12 protein-coding genes are annotated in these 17,785 nt (G+C 71.4%); 3 read left to right on the forward strand and 9 right to left on the reverse strand.

Annotated features, from left to right (window positions below; all coding sequences use genetic code 11):
- Window positions 1-133: 133 nt before the first annotated feature.
- The 3 genes from ACZOOI_RS08290 to ACZOOI_RS08300 form a co-directional block, all read right to left on the reverse strand.
- The gene (locus tag ACZOOI_RS08290; protein WP_465280110.1) at window positions 134-2,887 is read right to left on the reverse strand and encodes a putative bifunctional diguanylate cyclase/phosphodiesterase; all 2,754 of its coding nucleotides are present in this window, start codon (window positions 2,885-2,887) and stop codon (window positions 134-136) included.
- 582 nt (window positions 2,888-3,469) lie between these two features.
- Window positions 3,470-4,933 carry a DUF2079 domain-containing protein gene (locus ACZOOI_RS08295; RefSeq protein ID WP_465280111.1) on the reverse strand — a complete coding sequence of 488 codons (1,464 nt, stop codon included), beginning with the start codon at window positions 4,931-4,933 and terminating at the stop codon, window positions 3,470-3,472.
- A 164-nt stretch (window positions 4,934-5,097) separates the two neighbouring features.
- The gene (locus tag ACZOOI_RS08300; protein ID WP_465280112.1) at window positions 5,098-6,069 is read right to left on the reverse strand and encodes a 2-hydroxyacid dehydrogenase; all 972 of its coding nucleotides are present in this window, start codon (window positions 6,067-6,069) and stop codon (window positions 5,098-5,100) included.
- A gap of 127 nt (window positions 6,070-6,196) precedes the next feature.
- On the opposite strand from ACZOOI_RS08300, the gene ACZOOI_RS08305 reads away from it, so the two are divergent.
- Together ACZOOI_RS08305 and ACZOOI_RS08310 are read left to right on the forward strand one after the other, a co-directional pair.
- Window positions 6,197-7,321 (forward strand): PQQ-dependent sugar dehydrogenase, encoded by a 1,125-nt coding sequence (locus tag ACZOOI_RS08305; RefSeq protein ID WP_465281144.1) that lies wholly within the window; start codon window positions 6,197-6,199, stop codon window positions 7,319-7,321.
- An 82-nt stretch (window positions 7,322-7,403) separates the two neighbouring features.
- Window positions 7,404-9,236, forward strand: a complete 1,833-nt coding sequence (locus ACZOOI_RS08310; protein ID WP_465280113.1) for a hypothetical protein — start codon at window positions 7,404-7,406, stop codon at window positions 9,234-9,236.
- A gap of 17 nt (window positions 9,237-9,253) precedes the next feature.
- Here ACZOOI_RS08310 and ACZOOI_RS08315 read toward each other — a convergent pair whose 3' ends face one another.
- From ACZOOI_RS08315 to gatC, 6 genes are all read right to left on the reverse strand, one after another.
- On the reverse strand, window positions 9,254-12,199 hold the full coding sequence (locus ACZOOI_RS08315; RefSeq protein ID WP_465280114.1) for a helix-turn-helix transcriptional regulator: 2,946 nt from the start codon (window positions 12,197-12,199) through the stop codon (window positions 9,254-9,256).
- 101 nt (window positions 12,200-12,300) lie between these two features.
- A complete protein-coding gene (locus ACZOOI_RS08320) occupies window positions 12,301-12,525 on the reverse strand; it encodes a hypothetical protein (protein WP_465280115.1) in 225 nt (74 codons plus the stop codon).
- 370 nt (window positions 12,526-12,895) lie between these two features.
- Window positions 12,896-14,380 carry an Asp-tRNA(Asn)/Glu-tRNA(Gln) amidotransferase subunit GatB gene (gatB, locus tag ACZOOI_RS08325; protein WP_465281145.1) on the reverse strand — a complete coding sequence of 495 codons (1,485 nt, stop codon included), beginning with the start codon at window positions 14,378-14,380 and terminating at the stop codon, window positions 12,896-12,898.
- A 14-nt stretch (window positions 14,381-14,394) separates the two neighbouring features.
- Window positions 14,395-14,631, reverse strand: coding sequence for a hypothetical protein (locus ACZOOI_RS08330; RefSeq protein WP_465280116.1), 237 nt, complete (start codon window positions 14,629-14,631; stop codon window positions 14,395-14,397).
- A gap of 17 nt (window positions 14,632-14,648) precedes the next feature.
- On the reverse strand, window positions 14,649-16,142 hold the full coding sequence (gatA, locus tag ACZOOI_RS08335; protein ID WP_465280117.1) for an Asp-tRNA(Asn)/Glu-tRNA(Gln) amidotransferase subunit GatA: 1,494 nt from the start codon (window positions 16,140-16,142) through the stop codon (window positions 14,649-14,651).
- 5 nt (window positions 16,143-16,147) lie between these two features.
- Window positions 16,148-16,444 (reverse strand): Asp-tRNA(Asn)/Glu-tRNA(Gln) amidotransferase subunit GatC, encoded by a 297-nt coding sequence (gatC, locus tag ACZOOI_RS08340; protein ID WP_355535084.1) that lies wholly within the window; start codon window positions 16,442-16,444, stop codon window positions 16,148-16,150.
- Between the two features lie 360 nt (window positions 16,445-16,804).
- Between gatC and ACZOOI_RS08345 the strand changes: the two genes are divergently transcribed.
- Window positions 16,805-17,725: an alpha/beta fold hydrolase gene (locus ACZOOI_RS08345; RefSeq protein ID WP_396006919.1), complete on the forward strand. Its 921-nt coding sequence runs from the start codon at window positions 16,805-16,807 to the stop codon at window positions 17,723-17,725.
- Window positions 17,726-17,785: the final 60 nt, after the last annotated feature.

Below are 17,785 nucleotides of genomic sequence, written 5' to 3' on the forward strand. Positions count from 1 at the left end.
TGCCCGCGACTCTCCCTCCGCGCCCGTGTACGTGTCAAGCCGACTCTTCACGCGTCTCAGTATTCGGGATTCTTTGTCCAGGACTGACGGGACGTCATGGTTTCGGCCGGCCCTCGGATCGGCGTGCCACCCGTCACACCTGCGGTCTGGGCACCTGGACCGGCAGGGCCGGGCGGGCCTCCGGGAGCGGCTCGGGCCGCGGGCCGCGGACGGCGCTGTTGCCCAGCGGCATCTGACCGAGCACATCGAAGATCGCATCCCCGGACACCGCCGGATGGAACCAACTGCCCTGCCCGCGCTGACATCCCATCTCCCGGAGTATGTCCACCTGCGCGTGGCTGTCGATGCCGGCCGCCACCAGGGTCAGCCCGGAATCCAGCCCGAGCCGGACGATGGTCGAGGTGAGCACGGTCAGATGTGGACACGTGCCGACCTCGGCCACGAACGAACGGTCGATCTTGAGCGCGTCCACCGGCAGCCGGCGCAGGTACGTGAGCGAGGAGTGCCCGGTGCCGAAGTCGTCCAGGGACAACCGCACGCCCAGTCGGCGCAGCACCGCGATCCGGCCGAGCAGCAGTTCGTCGCCGTCCGGCAGCACGTTGTCGGTGATCTCCAGGGTGAGCGCCGCGGCGGGCAGGTCGGCCCTGCGCAGCGTCTCCTCCAGCACGTCCAGGAAGCCCGGCCCGGTGAGCTGGCGTGCGGCCAGGCCGACCGTGACCCCGATGTCGTGACCGGCCGCGCGCCAGGTCGCGGCGGCCAGCGCGCTCTCCTCCAGCAGCCTGCGGCCCACCGGCGAGAGTCGGCCCTCGGCGCCCGCGGTCAGCCGCACGTGGTCCACCCGGCCGGGTACCACACCGTCCTCGGCCCGGCACAGCGCGGCCTCCACGTCGCGCACCCGGCCCGTGTCCAGGTCCACCACCGGCTGGTACGAGACGGCCAGGCGTCCGTCCCGGTCCATCCGGCGCAGGCCCGCGGCCCGGGCCGCGCGGCGCTCCACGTCCGCGTCCATGTCCGGGGTGTAGACCTCCACCCGGCCCTTGCCGCCGTCCTTGGCCCGGTACATCGCGGCGTCCGCGTGCCGCATCAGCTCGGCCGGGGCGATCCCCGGCGCGGAGAAGGCGATGCCGATGCTGGCCGCGACCCGCACCTCCCCGTCCGCGATCCGGTACGGCGCGGACAGCGTGGTCAACAACCGCTCGGCGATCTCCCGGATCGCGCGCGGGCTGGGGTCGCCGACCAGGAGTGCGGCGAACTCGTCGCCGCCGAATCGGGCCACCGTGTCGCCGATCCGGACCGCGTGTTCGAGCCGGCGCGCCGCCTGCACGAGCAGTTCGTCGCCCGCGGTGTGCCCGTAGTTGTCGTTGACCGCCTTGAACCCGTCCAGGTCCACGAACAGCACCGCGACCGTGGGGGTGATCCCGCGCCGCTGGGCCAGCGCGTGCTGGATCCGGTCCTCGAACAGGGCCCGATTGGGCAGGTCGGTGAGCCGATCGTGGAAGGCGTCGTGCTCCAGCTGGGTCTGCAGCTTGATCCGGTCGGTGACGTCGCGGCTGTTGAAGATCAGCCCGTCGCCGTAGCGGTTGACCGCGGATTCGGTGTGCAACCACGTGCCACCGGCCGAGCGGATCCGGCACTCGACCCGCACCATCGCGGTGTCCCCCCCGCCCACCGGCACCGCACCGTCCAAGAACGCGCGCAGCTCGCGTTGGACACGTGCGCTCTCCTCGGGATGGATGAGCAGTTCCAGCCGGGTGCCGACCAACTCCTCCGGCTCGAAGCCGTACACCCGGCGCACCGCGTGGCTGACGTACTGGAGCACGCCGTCGCCGGCCGCGATCATGATCACATCGCTGGAGCCCTGCACCAGGGACCGGAAGTGGCTTTCCTTGGCGGACAGTTCCTGGGCCATGAAGACGTTGTCGACGAGCGTGATGCCCTGCCGCAGCACCAGCGTGACCAGTACGGTCGCGCCGACCCCGAGCACCACCTTGTCCGGGGCGTGCCCGGCCACCGCGCCGCCGAGCACGCCCGCGGTACACACGGCGGCGGCGATGTAGGGGGTGAGCGCGGACAACATCGAGATGGTGCGGTGCCGCGGTCGCTCGTGCGCCTCGACCCGCTCGCCGGTCCACGGCGCGATGGCGAGCAGCAGACTGCCCGCGAACCAGCCCGCGTCCAGCAGGCCGCCGGAGCGATATCCGCTGTTCAACCCGGGTGTGGTCCACAACGCATCGCTCATCACGGTGACCGCGAGGCCGACCAGCGCGAGATTCAGTGCCGCGCGATCTCCCGAACCGGCCCGAAAACGCAGGCCGAGGACCATGCTGATCATCAGGATGTCGAGCACCGGGTAGGCGAGGGTGAGCACGATCTTGATGATGTCCGAGCGGTCCCCGTTGGTATTGCGGGCCAGCGCGAGGCTCCACCCGAGCGTGAACAGCGAGCCCGCGATCAGCCAACCGTCCAGCGCCATGCAGGTCCACGCCGCGATGCCCCGCGGGCGCTGGGCCACCAGGACCAGGCCGACGATGGTGGGCGGCGCGAACAGCAGGAAGATCACGTCGGTGGGACCGGGCGTGGGCACCGGGACGTCGAGGACGACCTCGTACCAGCCCCAGATCCCGTTGCCGAGCGAGACCATCGTGGCCGAGAAGGCGAACAGCGCCCAGGACAACCGGGCCCGTCCGGATTCATGCACGGATTTGAGCGCGCACGAGACGGCCGCCACGGCAGCCGCGGCCGCCAGACCGAAGTCGCCCATCGCAAGCGACAGCGTCGGATTGCCCCAGCCCTGGAGCGCACCGATCGCATACACGAGACACAGCGGCACGATCAGGTACTTCAGCTGCCGCTGGGTTGGGGTGTCGGCCAAGATCAGCAGCCGCACCGGGTCGTCATGGCTCGGCCACTCCGGCAGTGGTCCCCCGGCATTTCGCACTCCCCTCTGCCCGAAGTCGCCTTCACGACGCTTCATGGCACTGCACCGGCCCTCACACCCCAGCCGTGAGGCGGGGCGGTCGGCGCCGGCGCGACGGGGGTGCAACACCCGACCGCGCACGTCTCTCAACGCCCCACGACTCGGACGATACACCAACCCGTCACTGTGAGCTTGTCTTACTCAACACAGAGTAACTAATGATGCCTGGCATGGGAGTCCCTTCCCGCGCATTTGTGACAAACTCCCGACACAGGGCGGAAAAAGGGGCCCTGATCAGGGCAAATCTGGGAGTTTCAGCGGTCGTCGGGCAGCCTCGCGGCAGGCTCGGAGGCATTCGGGAGCCGCGCCGGGGCCTCGGCGGGGGGCACTGGGGGGACTCGGCGGGGTGGGCCGGGCGGCACCCGGCGACGCATGCCCGACCCGGCCGCGGCGAGCGGAAGGGACCCGAAGAACTCGGACGGCCGAGCGCGGGAGCGGCGCGGAGGGGAGCGGGCGGGTCGCTCGGGAGGGGTCGCGGAGGGGCGTCCGGGATCAGTCGCGCTTGAGCAGGACCGCGCCCGGTTCGCGGGCGACCTCGGTGAAGCCCTGCCCGATCAGATGCGCGATCCAGTAGCGGGCCCAGTCCTTGTTGTCGCCCCACACCTCGATCGCCGCGTAACCGGGGCCGGGCAGGATGGTCGGGAAGTCGGTCACCCGTCCCGCCCGCGCGACCAGTTGCGGCGAGAAGCTCATCGTGGCCGACACCGTCGCGTCGTCCGGGACTTGGTCGAGCACCTTGTGCGCCGAGTGCACCCGGTCTTGGACCATCCAGGTGCGCTTGTGCAGCAGGTCCATCAGCGGGAAGTCGCGCGCGAACGCCAGGGACACCGCGAGCGGGACGATGGCGGCCTTGGCCGCGTACCGACGCAACCAGTCCACCCGCGACGCGCGCAACCTGACCACGCCGTCCACGAAGGCCGCGAACACGATCGGCATCAGCACCGCGCTGTAGTGGAAGTAGGTGCCCCAGTAGAACTCGTTGCTGGAGGTGAACCGCCACAACATCGTCGGCACGATCATCGCCAGGATCGGCGAGCGCAGCGCGATGAACCCGGTGGGCAGCAGCAGCGTGAACAGCGTCATCCACTTCGCACTGGGCAACACCATCGACTTGGGCAGTTCGACGACCAGTTCGGCGATCGGCACCTGGCTCAGCGACGTCTTGGGATCCGCGTTGCCGGAGCGCTGGGACGAGTCGAGGTTGCCCCAGAACGCGTACGTGTCGTTCGGGTTGACTGCCGGCAGCAGCACGAAGATCGCCAGCGCGAACGCGGAGACCCCGATCAGCACGTGCACGGCGGCCAGTTTCCAGCGGCGCACCAGCACCAGCGGCACGGCCGCGGCGGCCAGCGTGAGCCCGAGGTCCTCCTTGACCAGGATCAGCGGCAACCACCAGGCCAGCGCCTGCAGATACCGGCCGAGCAGGAATCGGTCGAGACCGAAGGCCAGCAGCGGTACCGCGAACGCGATCTCGTGGAAGTCGAACGAGACGGCCGACTGGATGCCCCAGGACAGCCCGTACGCGATGCCGAGTCCGGCGGCGCCGAGTGTGCCGAACGCGCGTGCGGCGATCCGGGTGATCGGTACCACCGAGGCGGCGACCAGGAATGCCTGGGCGACCAGCAGGGTGCTCGGGCCGGGAAAGATCCGGTAGATCGGGCCGAGCAACGCCAGGATCGGGTGGAAGTGCTCGCCGAGCACGTTGAAGTCGGGTCCCCGGATGTCCGATACCGGCGCCTCGAAGTTCGAGTACGCCTTGACCACCTGTTCGAACAGACCCAGGTCGTAGGCGTGCGTCTCCATCCGGCGATGCCGCAGTAGGGAGTGCGTGGTGTAGACCAGGAAGAAGCATGCGGCGAGCAGATACGGCAGCGCGCCGGGGCCGATCCGCCGTCGGGCCCGCTCGACCACTGTGCGCAGTTTGAGGTCGTGTTCACCCGTTCGGGGGGCGACCACCGCCGGTTCCACGACCTTCGAGGCGGCCGGGGCCCCGACCGTATCGACACTGCCCGATGCCTCGAGCCGCTCGTGAACAGCGCCGTGCGCCGTCCCCCTGTCTTCCATGTCTCTCCGTCCGGGTCGGCGTGCGCGGGCACACCGTACCGGTGTCGGCCCTGTCCTCAAGCAGAGCGCGGCCGGACGGTTTTGGTTGCTCGATCACGCACGATGTTGGCCGGAGTCACTCCTTCGGACCAGCGTGCGAGCTGCTCGCGAATCAGTCGCAGGGCGCGCGGCAGGAAGGCGGACGAACTGCCGCCGACGTGCGGGCTGATCAACACACCGGGCGCGAAGCGCAGCGGGTGGTCGGCCGGCAGCGGCTCGGGATCGGTGACGTCCAACGCCGCGCGCACCCGGCCCGCGCGCAGTTCGGCGAGCAGTGCGTCGGTGTCCACGACCGGTCCGCGTGCGACGTTGACCACGAGCGCGCCGTCCGGCAGCCGGGCCAGGAAGTCGGCGTCGACGAGACCCCGGGTGTCCTCGGTGAGCGGGACGGTGAGGATCACCACATCCGCGTGCGGGAGCAACCCGGGCAGGTCGGCCATCGCCCGGATCGGTCCGTGCGGCCCGGAACGGGCGCTGCGGGCGACCCGGACCACGTCCACCTCGAAGCCCTGGAGCCGGCGGTCCACCGCCTCGCCGATCGCCCCGTATCCGACGATCAGCACCCGCTTGTCGGCCAGCGCGGGATAGAACCCGGACCGCCACTCCCCCGCGTCCTGGCCGCGTACGAACGTCGGGATGTCGCGCAGCGCGGCGAGGGTGAGGGCGAGCGCGAGTTCGGCGGTACTCGTCTCGTGGATGCCGCGGCCGTTGCACAGCACCACGCCGGGCGGCAGGTAGGGCAGTACGTGTTCGTAGCCGGCGGTCAGGGCCTGGATCACCCGGAGCCGGGGCATCTCGGCGATCCGGGTCAACGGCACGCGGTCGAACGTATAGGGCAGGACGTAGAACTCCACGTCGGCGGCGGTGTCGGGAACCGGGCCGCCGAAGCCGTCGTAGACGTCGACGATCGAGCCGTCGCCGAGTCCGCCGGGGAGCGGCGCGAGTTGCTCCAGGGTGTACGGGACCCAGATCCTGCCTTCGGTGACCATGACGGGAACTCTAGATGTCGTGCCGGGCTCCGCTCTCGCGGGCTCGGACACGGCCTATGGTCGAGAGATCTGCGAAAGGTGGTGTTCTCCGGTGCGCGCACGCCGTCCGAAGCCCCGTTGGCCCTCCCTGGTGCTCGCCGTCGCGCTGGCTGCCGGACTCGCCGCGTGCAGTTCCGACGACGACTCGTCATCCGGCAGGGCCACGCCCCGACCCACCGCGCCGGTGGCCGCGACGCAGCCGCCGAACGTGCCGGCGGGGCCGACCGCGACCGGGGTCGTCGAGCCGGTCGTCGCCGGCGAGATCGCCCGGGACCTGAACACGCCGTGGGGCGTGGCGATGCTGCCGGATCGAGACGCGCTGGTGTCCTCGCGCGACACGGGCACGATCACCCGTCTCGGCCCGGGCACGGTGCCGCCGGTGGTGGTCGGCACGGTGCCGGGTTCGGTGCATCGCGGGGAGGGTGGCCTGCTCGGGATCGCGGTGTCGCCGACGTTCGCGACCGACCACTTCCTGTACGCGTACCTCACCACGGCGCAGGACAACCGGATCGTGCGGATGACCTATGTGCCGGGGCAACCGCTGGGACAACCCGAGGTGCTGCTCGCCGGGATCCCGGCCGGCTCGAACCACAACGGCGGCCGGATCGCGTTCGGCCCGGACGGCATGTTGTACGCGGGCACCGGCGAGGCCGGACAGAAGCCGTCGGCCCAGGACAGGTCCTCGCTCGGCGGCAAGATCCTGCGGCTCACCCCCGATGGCCGCCCGGCGCCCGGCAACCCGTTCCCGAACTCCCCGGTGTGGAGCCTGGGCCATCGCAACGTCCAGGGCCTGGCGTGGGATTCCACGGGGCGGTTGTGGGCGAGCGAGTTCGGCCAGGACACCTGGGACGAGCTGAACCTGATCCGCTCCGGCGCCAACTACGGCTGGCCGGCGGTCGAAGGCAGCAGCGACAACCCCGAGTACATGAACCCGGTCGCCCAGTGGGCCACCGACGACGCCTCGCCGAGCGGCATCGCGATCCTGGGCGACGTGGTGTACCTGGCCGGCCTCAAGGGCGAACGCCTGTGGCAGGCCCCGATCGTCGGCTCCACCGTGAGCGAACCCAGGGCCCTGTTCCAGGGCCGGTACGGCCGGCTGCGCGCGGTCGTGGCCGTCGGCTCGAACGAACTGTGGCTGGTCACCAACAACACCGACGGCCGGGGGACGCCGCGCAAGGGGGACGACCGGATCCTGCGCCTGGTTTCGGGCTGAGTCCCGGCGCGGGCGCCGGTTCCCGTCCGGTTCGGACGACGTCCGAGGCGGACGTTAGCGTGGGGCCCGAGGGAGGGGATTCATGAACAAGGGCCTGCTGTTGCTGCTCAGCGAGCTTTCCGAAGCCGACGTGGAGCGCGTGTTCGTACGGTTGGCGGGATTGCGCGGGATCCACGCGATGATCGCGGACGAGATGCGCGTGTCGGACGCTTTGGTCGAGGCACTCGCCGTGCACGGCAGTGCCGGGGCCGTCGTACGGGCCGCCGCCAATCCGCGGCTGACGCCGAGCCAGCTGTGCTTGTTGATCGAGGCCGGCGGCGACCCGGTGGTGGCGGGGGCCTTTCCCCCGGACGCGGACGCCCCGGACGCGGAGGCCCCCGACGCCGAAGCCGGCGATGCGGAAGCCGGGCCCACCCCTCCCGAGGGTGCCGCCGGCGAGGCGGACCACGACCTCGATCGAGGGCGAGAAGAGTTGCGCCGGCCGGGAGTCGCCGCCGAGCGGGCGCTCGCGCTGCTGCGTGCGCATCCCTTGCTGGCGCACACCGCCCGCCGGGGCGGACCCGCAGGTGTGCTGCACACCCCGGATGCGCCGGTGACCCGGACCGAGGCGCTCGACCAGGTGGGCCCCGCGCTGCGGGCCGGGGTGCTGGCGCCGCGCGAGATCCTGGTGCGGATGCGGCCTGCGCGCGTCGCCGCCCAGGTGCTCGCGGTGGTCTCGCGGGAACACTCCTACGTCACCGGCGAGGTGACGATCCACGAGTTGCTCAGACCCGGCATCGTGACCACCCTCGGCGCGAATCCGGCCGCATGGGCGCACCTGGCCCGCACGCTCGGCCGCTTCACCGGCACCCTGCCGGAGTTGTTCGCCGCCGCCTCGGCGCACCGGGGCGAGGCCACGATCGAGGTGCCCGCCGCCATCCGGCCGTCCGTGGTCTTCCTGCTCCGCCGGTTGAACACCGACGAACTGACCGCCCTCATACCGCATCTCGACCACGCGGCGGCCGCCGCACTGCTCCCGGGCAACGTGCCGCCGTTGCCCAACGTCGCGGAGGCGGCGCTGCGTTGCGGACACCCCGTGCTGCTCGAAGCGCTCGCCCAGCACCAGAGCATCGGGCGGCACTACGCCGGCCGACTCAAGGACCTCGGCGACGATCACCTGGACGGCCTCCTGGTGGACAACCGTTCCGGCGTCACCGCCGAGGTGCGGCGCGAGATCTACGCCGGCCGGCGGGCCGACCGACCCCGCGTCCCGATGCACCCGGACCTGCGGGCCAAGTTGATCGCGGAACCACCCTTCGGGAGCGAGCCCGAGGCGTACGCGCTGTCCGGCGACCCGGCGCTGGTGGACCACGCGCTGCCCCGGTGCGAGGCGCGCAAGCTGCGCCGGATCGACTGGATCGACATCGTGCTGAGCCTGTGGGAGCGGGCCGATCCGAGCGTGACCGGCGACATCCTCGACCGGCACGGCGCGCTGTTCCCGGACCGGATCCGCAGCACGGCCCGGGCCGCGTTGGCCGCCGACGACCCCACGCCGCTGCGCGAGTTGCGGGCCCGCTGGGATCGGGGGCCGCGCGCCGAACCGCCCATACCCGAACATCGTCGGCCGCCCGCCGACCGCATCCGCGACACGCCCCTGGACCAGTGGCACTCCTGGCTCACCGCCGCGGTCACCGCGGGCGAGTTGGACACCGAGGAGGTCGTCCGGCACGCGCGCCCGGCCCGGCACGCGTTCGAGGCGCTGGTCTCGATCGACGCCTATCAGTGGGCCCCGGGCGACCCGCGTCCGGCGCTCGCCCGACTCGCGAAGCGGATCGGCGCCAACCCGGAGGCGTGGGTCGTCCTGGCCGGGCTGGCCGCCGACTTCGAGGGCACACTCGGCGAACTCGCCGACCTGTCCTGCGCCGCGGCGGGGTAGCGCGCTCCGGCCTCGGGTCAGCCGTCGACCAGGTGCAACCGGTGGGCCACCGCCGCTGCTTCGCCGCGACCGGTCACCTCCAGTTTGGCCAGGATGTTGGACACGTGGACGCTGGCGGTCTTGACGCTGATGTACAGCTCCTCGGCGATCTGTCGGTTGCTGCGGCCGTCGGCGACCAGCCGCAGCACGTCGATCTCGCGCGGCGTCAGGGTCGGCAGCGGCGTGCCGGTGTCGCCCTGGGCGGTGGGGGCCATCCGGGCGCGGCGGGTGAGCAGGTCGATGAGTTCACGCAGGGTCTTGGCGTCCAGGTGGACGGCCACCTCCGCGGCGGCGGCCAGCGGGGCCGCGGCGGCGTCGCGGTCGCCGGCGGCCAGGAGCGTCTCCGCGTGCCGGAATCGGGCCCAGGCCGTGCGGTACGGCTGCTCGGTCAGCTCCCAGGCGCAGACCACCCGCCCCCACAACTCGGCGTCGTCGGTGCCGGCCGCCCGGGCCAGCTCGGCCTTGACCAGCGATGCGTACGCCGCGTCCAAGGCGCAGTCCACCGAGAGCGACTCGGCCATGGCCGCGATCCGGTCGGCGATGTCCTGGCGGGTCTTCAGCTCGGACTCGCGCGGACGCACGGTCGAGGTGCGCGCGTCCGCCTCGTTCGCCGCCGCGTCCGCGAGCAGTTGCCACATGTAGCGCTGGTGGCCCGGCGGGCAGCCGACCCCCTCCAGGGCCGCGATCAGCGCCTCGCGGGACTCGTCCAGCCGGCCCTGCGCCTCGGCCACCCGGATCTCGGCGCGCGCCAGCGGGATCCCGTACTGCGCCTCGACGTAGCGCGAGCCGGCGGCCAGTCGGGAGCGCTTGAGATGCGCGGTCGCACCTCGCACGTCGCCGCGGGCCAGACACAGGTCGACCAGTTGCAGTTCCAGGTGGCGGGTGGTCTGCGGCCCGGGGTCCAGGTCGAGGGTCTTCTCCACCAGCGTCTCCAGGTCGGCCCAGTCGCCGGCCGAGAGCAGCGACTCGGCGAGGTTGCCCAGCGCGAACGAGCCCGAGGTGCGGGTGAGTCCGCGCTCGGCGGCGATGTCCATCGCGCGCCGCGCGGCCACCGCGCTCTCCCGGTGGCGGCCCAGGCCCTCCAGCAAGGACGCCTTGTTGCTCAGGATGTGCACCAGGCTGTCCGGCTCGCTGCTGCTGATCGCGTTCTCCTCGGCCAGCGCGAGTTGCGCCATCCCCTCCTCGATCCGGCCGATCTGCACCAGGCCGCACGCGAGCGTCTTGCGCGCCTCCGCCTCGATGTCGGGGCTGTCCACGGTGCGCGCACGCTCCAGCGCGAGCAGGGCCTCGGCGATCGCCTCGTCGCCCTCGCCGTCGAGCATGCGGTCCCGGGCGATGTGCGCGAGCACCCGGGCCTGTTCCATCGACGGCGGCAGGCCCTCCAGGATCTGCTGTGCCCGGCGCAGCTCCGGCCTGCCCGACGAGCGGCACAGGTTGCGCAGGCTGCGGGCCTTCTCCCGCCACAGGAACGCGGCCAACTCGGGTTCGGCGACCGGGTCCACCAATTCGATCGCGCGCTTGCAGAAGTGGATGGCCAACTCGCGCTCGCTGCCCAGTCGGGCCGCGGTGACCGCCTCCATGTAGATGTCGAGCAGTCGGCGACCGCTCAGCTGCTCCGGATCGGGCACCTGCTCCCACAGCAGCAGCGCCCGCTCCAGCAGTCTGGTGCGCTCGTCGAAGGCATACCGCTCGCGTGCCGCCTCGGCTGCGGCGAGCACCGCCGGCAGCGCCTTGACCGCCTTGCCGGCGTGGAACCAGTAGGTCGCGATCCGACCGCGCAGCTCGTCGGCGGCGACCAGGTCCGGGCAGCGTTCGAGTGCCTCGGCGAAGGTGGCGTAGAGCCGGACCCGCTCACCCGGCATCAGGTCCTCGCGGATCGCCGTGCGCACCAGCGCGTGGCGGAACTGGAACTCCTCGCCGACCGGCACCAGCACGTGCGCGGACACCGCCGTGCGCAGCGCCTCCTCCAGGCGATCCGGGTCCAGCCAGGAGACTTCGGTGAGCAGCCGGTGGCCGACGGTGACCCCGCCTATCGCCGCCAGTCGGATCACCTTCTGGGTGTCCTCGGACAACTCCTCGATCCGGATCAGCAGCAGATCGCGCAACGTGTCCGAGATGCCGGTGAGTTGGCCGTCCCGGATGCTGCACGCGAGTTCCTCGACGAAGAACGCGTTCCCCTCGGACTTCTGAAAGATCTGACGAATCAGCCGGCGCGGCGGGTCCTCGCGCAGGATGCCGCGCAACTGGTCGCCCACCTGGGACCGGGTGAGTCGGGCCAGGTCGATCCGGGAAACGTTGTGCACCCGGTCCAGCTCGGCCAGGAAGGATCGCAGCGGATGCCGCCGGCCGACCGCGTCCGCCCGATACGTTCCGACGATCAGGATCCGGCCGGTGCGCAGCAGCCGGAACAGGAAGCCGAGCAGCTCGCGGGTGGACGAGTCGGCCCAGTGCAGGTCCTCGATCGCGATCACGAGTGTGCGGTCGCCGCCGAGGCGCTCCAGCAGGCCGAGCATCAGCTCGAACAGCCGGACCCGGTCGAACTCGCCGTCGCGCGCGATCGTGCCCGGCGCCAGGTCGGGCAGCAGCCATGCGAGGTCGCGCTCGCGCCCGGCGACCGCCTCGGCCAGCTCGGGGCCGAGGCGGCGGGACAGGGTGCGCAGTGCCGCCGAGATCGGCGCGAACGGCAGACTCTCCGCGCCCAGCTCCAGACAGCCGCCGACGGCGGTCACCGCGCCCTGTGCCTCGGCCCGCTCCAGGAACTCCTGGAGCAGGCGGGTCTTGCCGACGCCGGCCTCGCCCCCGACGAGCACGACGCCCGGCGTGCCCTCGTCGGCATCGCGCAAAGCCGTGAGGAACCGCGCCATTTCCAATGACCGGCCTACGAACACGGGAGAAACAGAAGTACTCGCCACAGTGCCGAGCATGTCATGTTCCTTCGCTTCGCAGCCGGGGTTTTCACCCCCGGCGAAACCCGTTTGCGCAGGTCAACCACGGGGTTTCGGCGAGCGTGGCGGGCATCACGTGCTCACCGCGCGTGCTGGTGCAGGCCGGATACCCGCCACCCGATCAGGCCGCGATCGGAACTGAGCCCCCCGGCACCTTGGCCGGTTCGCCGCTCCTCGCGCCGGGCCACCCGGGCCGCCTTGGCCGCGGCCCGGCCCGCCCGCAGCGCCTCGCGGACCACCCGGTCCTGGTCGGCGGTCGCCTGCAGCTCGCGCTCACGGGCCCGAAACAGTTCGTACTCCAACATGGTGTCGACCTCCTGGTCACCCGAGCCGGTCGCTCCGGCTCGTGGTACGAGCCTCGCGTCCCAGGGGGCCTGCGGGCATCGGTCGGATGCCGCATCCGAGGTGCTCGACTCGTCCTGGATCGATCTAAGGCGCCTGGGGAGAACCCGATAAGGGGGTCGAACAGACCTGAGGAGAACCCCGGTCGAACATCACGTCGTGCCGGTTCGTGGGCGTACACCGGGCATACGCCGGGCCTACGTAAAGCGTCTGCGCAGGGCTGCGTAAGGCTTACCCGCGGCCCGCATCCGGAGCACACGCGGCGAGACGACGAAGGGCCCTCGGTCGCGTTGCGACCGAGGGCCCTGCTCGGTTCCACCGAGCGGTCCGGTGTCAGGACACGCCCAGGCGCTCCAGGATCAGTTCGCGCACCCGGGCCGCGTCGGCCTGCCCGCGCGTGGTCTTCATGACCGCGCCGACCAGGGCCCCGACCGCCTGCACCTTGCCGCCGCGGATCTTGTCGGCGATGCCCGCGTTGGCCGCGATCGCCTCGTCCACGGCCGCGCCGAGCGCGGAGTCGTCGGAGACGACCTTGAGCCCGCGCGCCTCGACCACCGCGTCCGGCTCACCCTCGCCGGCGAGCACGCCGTCGATCACCTGGCGGGCCAGCTTGTCGTTCAGCTCGCCGCTCTTGACCAGCGCCGACACCCGCGCGACCTGGGCCGCCGTGATCGGCAGCGTGGCCACCTCGACGCCGCGCTCGTTGGCTCGCCGGGACAGCTCGCCCAGCCACCACTTGCGCGCCGCGTCCGCGTCGGCCCCGGCATCGATCGTGGCCAGGATCACGTCGAGCACGCCGGCGTTGACCATCGACTGCATCTCGAAGTCGTTGACGCCCCACTCGGCCTGGAGCCGGGCACGCCGCAGCGACGGCAGCTCGGGCAGCGTGGCGCGCAGTTCCTCGACCCACTCGCGCGCGGGCGCGACGGGCACCAGGTCGGGCTCCGGGAAGTAGCGGTAGTCCTCGGCCTCTTCCTTGATCCGGCCGGCGGTGGTGCTGCCGTCCTCCTCGTGGAAGTGCCGGGTCTCCTGCACGATGGTGCCGCCGTCGGTCAGGACGGTGGCGTGCCGCTGGATCTCGAACCGGATGGCCCGCTCGACCGAACGCAGCGAGTTGACGTTCTTGGTCTCGCTGCGGGTGCCGAACTTCTCCCGGCCCTTGGGGCGCAGCGACAGGTTCGCGTCGCAGCGCATCTGGCCGAGTTCCATCCGGGCCTCGGACACCCCGAGTGCGCGGATCAGCTCGCGCAGCTCGGCCACGTACGCCTTCGCCACCAGCGGGGCCAGTTCGCCCGCGCCCTCGATCGGCTTGGTGACGATCTCGATCAGCGGGATACCGCACCGGTTGTAGTCGAGCAGCGAGTAGTCCGCGCCGTGGATGCGACCGGTCGCGCCGCCCATGTGCAGCGACTTGCCGGTGTCCTCCTCCATGTGCGCGCGCTCGATCTCCACCCGCCAGGTCTTGCCCTCGACCTGGACGTCGAGGTACCCGTCGAACGCGATCGGCTCGTCGTACTGCGAGGTCTGGAAGTTCTTCGGCATGTCCGGATAGAAGTAGTTCTTCCGGGCGAAGCGGCACCACTCGGCGATGTTGCAGTTGAGCGCGAGGCCGATCCGGATCGCCGACTCGACCGCGAGCGCGTTGACCACGGGCAGCGCGCCGGGCATGCCCAGACAGGTCGGGCAGACCTGGCTGTTGGGCTCCGCGCCGAACTCGGTCGAGCAGCCGCAGAACATCTTGGTCGCGGTGCCCAGTTCGACGTGGACCTCCAGGCCCATCACCGGGTCGTAGGTCTCCAGCGCGTCCTCGTAGGACATCAGGCTGGTGGTACTCACAGGACGTCGGCCTCCGTCAGCTCTTCCTCGACCTCGCGCATCGCCCGGATCAGCAGCGCGAAGCCGGTGATCACGGCGGCGGCGCTGATCACCGCGTCGGCCAGCTCCAGCTTGTCGTTCTTGCCGCGGGCCTCCTTGATCTGCTTGAGCACGCCGATCGCACCGAACAGCTGCATGCCGACGCTGAAGACCTTGGCGACGTTGCTCTTGGGGGCTTTCTTCTTCTTGGCCATATCGACTCCTCGAAAAGTCAGAGCGCGGGTGCGCGGTCGAGCAGTGGGGCACCCCAGCGGGACAGGTAGGCGGCCTCGACGGCGGCACCCACCCGGTACAACCGGTCGTCGGCCATGGCCGGCGCGATGATCTGCAGGCCGACCGGCAGGCCGTCCTCGTCCGCGAGGCCGCACGGCAGCGACATCGCGGCGTTGCCCGCGAGGTTGGACGGGATGGTGCACAGGTCCGCGAGGTACATCGCCATCGGGTCGTCCGCACGTTCCCCGATCGGAAACGCGGTGGTCGGCGTGGTCGGCGAGACCAGCACGTCCACCTGCCCGAAGGCGGCCTCGAAGTCGCGCGTGATGAGCGTGCGGACCTTCTGGGCCTGCCCGTAGTACGCGTCGTAGTAGCCCGAGGACAGCGCGTACGTGCCGAGCATGATCCGGCGCTTGACCTCGGCGCCGAAGCCGGCCTCGCGGGTCAGCGACATGACCTCCTCGGCCGAGTGCTCGCCGTCGTCGCCGACCCGCAGCCCGTAGCGCATCGCGTCGAAGCGGGCGAGGTTGGACGACGCCTCCGAGGGCGCGATCAGGTAGTACGCCGGCATCGCGTAGGTGAAGTTCGGGCAGGAGATCTCGACGATCTCGGCGCCCAGCTCGCGCAGCAACTCGACCGCCTCGGCGAACCGTGCCAACACGCCCGCCTGGTAGCCCTCGCCGCCGAACTCCTTGACCACGCCGATCCGCAGGCCCTTGACGCTGCCGCTGCGCGCGGCCTCGACCACGTTCGGCACCGGGGCGTCGATCGAGGTCGAGTCGAGCGGGTCGTGCCCGGCGATCGCCTCGTGCAGGAGTGCGGCGTCGAGCACCGTACGTGCGCACGGGCCGCCCTGGTCGAGCGAGGAGGAGAAGGCGACCAGGCCGTAGCGGGAGACGCCGCCGTAGGTGGGCTTGACGCCGACCGTGCCGGTGAGCGCGGCGGGCTGGCGGATCGAGCCACCGGTGTCGGTGCCGATCGCCAGCGGCGCCTGGAAGGACGCGATGGCGGCGGCCGAACCGCCGCCGGAGCCGCCCGGGACCCGGCTCGGGTCCCACGGGTTGCCGGTCGGGCCGTAGGCGGAGTTCTCGGTCGAGGACCCCATGGCGAACTCGTCCATGTTGGTCTTGCCGAGGATGACCACGCCCGCGTCCTTGAGCCGGCGGGTCAGCGTCGCGTCGTACGGCGGCTTCCAGCCTTCGAGCATCCTCGACCCGCACGTGGTCGGCACGCCCTTGGTGGTGAACACGTCCTTGAGCGCGAGCGGCACGCCGGCCAGCGGGCCGAGCCGGTCGCCGCGCGCGCGGGCGTCGTCGACGGCCTTGGCCGCGGCCAACGCGCCGTCCGCGTCCACGTGCAGGAAGGCGTGCACCTTGGCGTCGACGGCCTCGATGCGGTCCAGGTGGGCCCGGGCGACCTCGACGGCGGTGACCTTGCCGTCGGCGATGGCGGAGGCGGTCTCGGCCGCGGTCCAGCGGATGGTCTCGGTCATGGCCGTCACTCCTCTCCCAGGATGCGGGGCACCCGGAAACGCTGCTCTTCGGCGGCCGGCGCTCCGGACAGCGCCTCCTCGGGGGTGAGCCCGGGGCGGATGACGTCCGGCCGCATGACGTTCGTCAGCGGCAGCGGGTGCGAGGTCGGCGGGATGTCGTCGGCTGCGACCTCGGCGACGCGGGCGACCGCGCCGATGATGTCGTCGAGCTGCGCGGCGAGGTGATCAAGCTCCTCGGCCCCGAGCTCCAGCCGCGACAGCCGGGCGAGGTGGGCGACCTCCTCGCGCGTGATGCCAGGCATGCAGGCGGGTTCCTTCGGTTTCGTCGGGTGTGGGCGCCAAGTCTATTGCGAAGCCGGAACGGATTCCGTGACGGACCGACCCGTCCGCACCGCACCCGGCCGCGGACGGTTCGTCGGCCCTCGCGACGGCACCGCGCCGCCGCCCAGGTGCGAATATTTCCGGCCGGATGGCACATCTCGTCGAACAACCCGGAAGTAACTTCACTCAAATGCCAACTTCCGTTACCGACTGGGTAAGAGAACCTTGCGAAGCCACTCTCCGGTCTGCGTCCCCCCGCGTCGATCGGCCCTTCGCACAACTCTTGGGCCCGGCGTCCGAGAGCGCGCTCGTCAAGGACTCGGGGCTTGGGAGGGGACACGATGGCCGCCATCGTGCTGGTACACGGGATCGCGCAGGAATACAGGTCGGCCCACACGCTCGAGGAGGAGTGGGTCCCACGGCTGGCCCGGGGAGTGAAGGCCGCGGGGTTTCCCGAGGTCGCGGATCGTCTGTGGAAGTACCGCCACACCCGTCGCGGGATCGACGCGCGGATGGCGTTCTATGGTGACCTGCTCCGCCGACACCCGTCGCAGGGCGAGATGATCGACGAGACCATCCAGCACGAGGTGACCGCGCGCATCGGTCGCGAATGGCTGGATCGTGCCGCGGTCCGCGGTTCGGTTCCGCCGGAACGGCAGCGCGCGGCAAGGGAGATAGCCCGACTGGAGGGCGGTCCGGGGGAGACGGGTCGCACCGTCGTGCTCTCCCCCACGTGCGGGCTCGCCGGGCTGCGCTGGTTCGCCGCCGACGGGCCGGGCTCGGCCGGCGGCTTCGTGAACAAGGCGCTGACCCAGCTGACCCGATATCTGACGGATGATCAGACCAGAAATCGGGTGCTCGATCGGGTCGGTGCCGAGATCGGCTTCGACACCAAGGTGGTGATCGGGCATTCGCTCGGTGCGGTGGTCGCGTACGAACTCGCCCACCGGCTGCGCCGACCACTGCCGCTGTTGATCACGCTCGGGTCGCCGCTCGGGCCGGACACCGTCGTCGACTCGTGGGTGCGACCGCAGCCCGCGCAGCCGCCGGCCTTCGTCGAGAACTGGGTGAACCTGGCCGATCGCGACGACCTCGTGGCCGCCGATCCCACTCTGTCGCGGATGTTCCCGGTCCCCGCGGACGGCGGGCCGGTGCTGCGGGGTGGTTACACCGGCGAGCATGGGGCGGAGCCGCACAAGGCCTGTTTCTACCTTCAGCGGCGCGAGATAGGTCGGAGCGTGGGGTTGGCCTTCGGGACATAGCGCCGTACGCACGAGCCGTGCGGCCGACCGGGGCAGGGCCTCGGGCGGGCCGGCCTGCGC

This window comes from Embleya sp. L77 (assembly GCF_055557415.1).

What these genes read in the sequence shown, in the direction of transcription:
- ACZOOI_RS08345 (WP_396006919.1), top strand. Translation starts at nt 16,805, where the DNA reads ATGGCCGCCATCGTGCTGGTACACGGGATCGCGCAGGAATACAGGTCG.
- gatB (WP_465281145.1), bottom strand. Translation starts at nt 14,380, where the DNA reads ATGTCCTACGAGGACGCGCTGGAGACCTACGACCCGGTGATGGGCCTG.
- gatA (WP_465280117.1), bottom strand. Translation starts at nt 16,142, where the DNA reads ATGACCGAGACCATCCGCTGGACCGCGGCCGAGACCGCCTCCGCCATC.
- ACZOOI_RS08300 (WP_465280112.1), bottom strand. Translation starts at nt 6,069, where the DNA reads ATGGTCACCGAAGGCAGGATCTGGGTCCCGTACACCCTGGAGCAACTC.
- ACZOOI_RS08320 (WP_465280115.1), bottom strand. Translation starts at nt 12,525, where the DNA reads ATGTTGGAGTACGAACTGTTTCGGGCCCGTGAGCGCGAGCTGCAGGCG.
- ACZOOI_RS08315 (WP_465280114.1), bottom strand. Translation starts at nt 12,199, where the DNA reads ATGCTCGGCACTGTGGCGAGTACTTCTGTTTCTCCCGTGTTCGTAGGC.
- ACZOOI_RS08330 (WP_465280116.1), bottom strand. Translation starts at nt 14,631, where the DNA reads ATGGCCAAGAAGAAGAAAGCCCCCAAGAGCAACGTCGCCAAGGTCTTC.
- gatC (WP_355535084.1), bottom strand. Translation starts at nt 16,444, where the DNA reads ATGCCTGGCATCACGCGCGAGGAGGTCGCCCACCTCGCCCGGCTGTCG.
- ACZOOI_RS08310 (WP_465280113.1), top strand. Translation starts at nt 7,404, where the DNA reads ATGAACAAGGGCCTGCTGTTGCTGCTCAGCGAGCTTTCCGAAGCCGAC.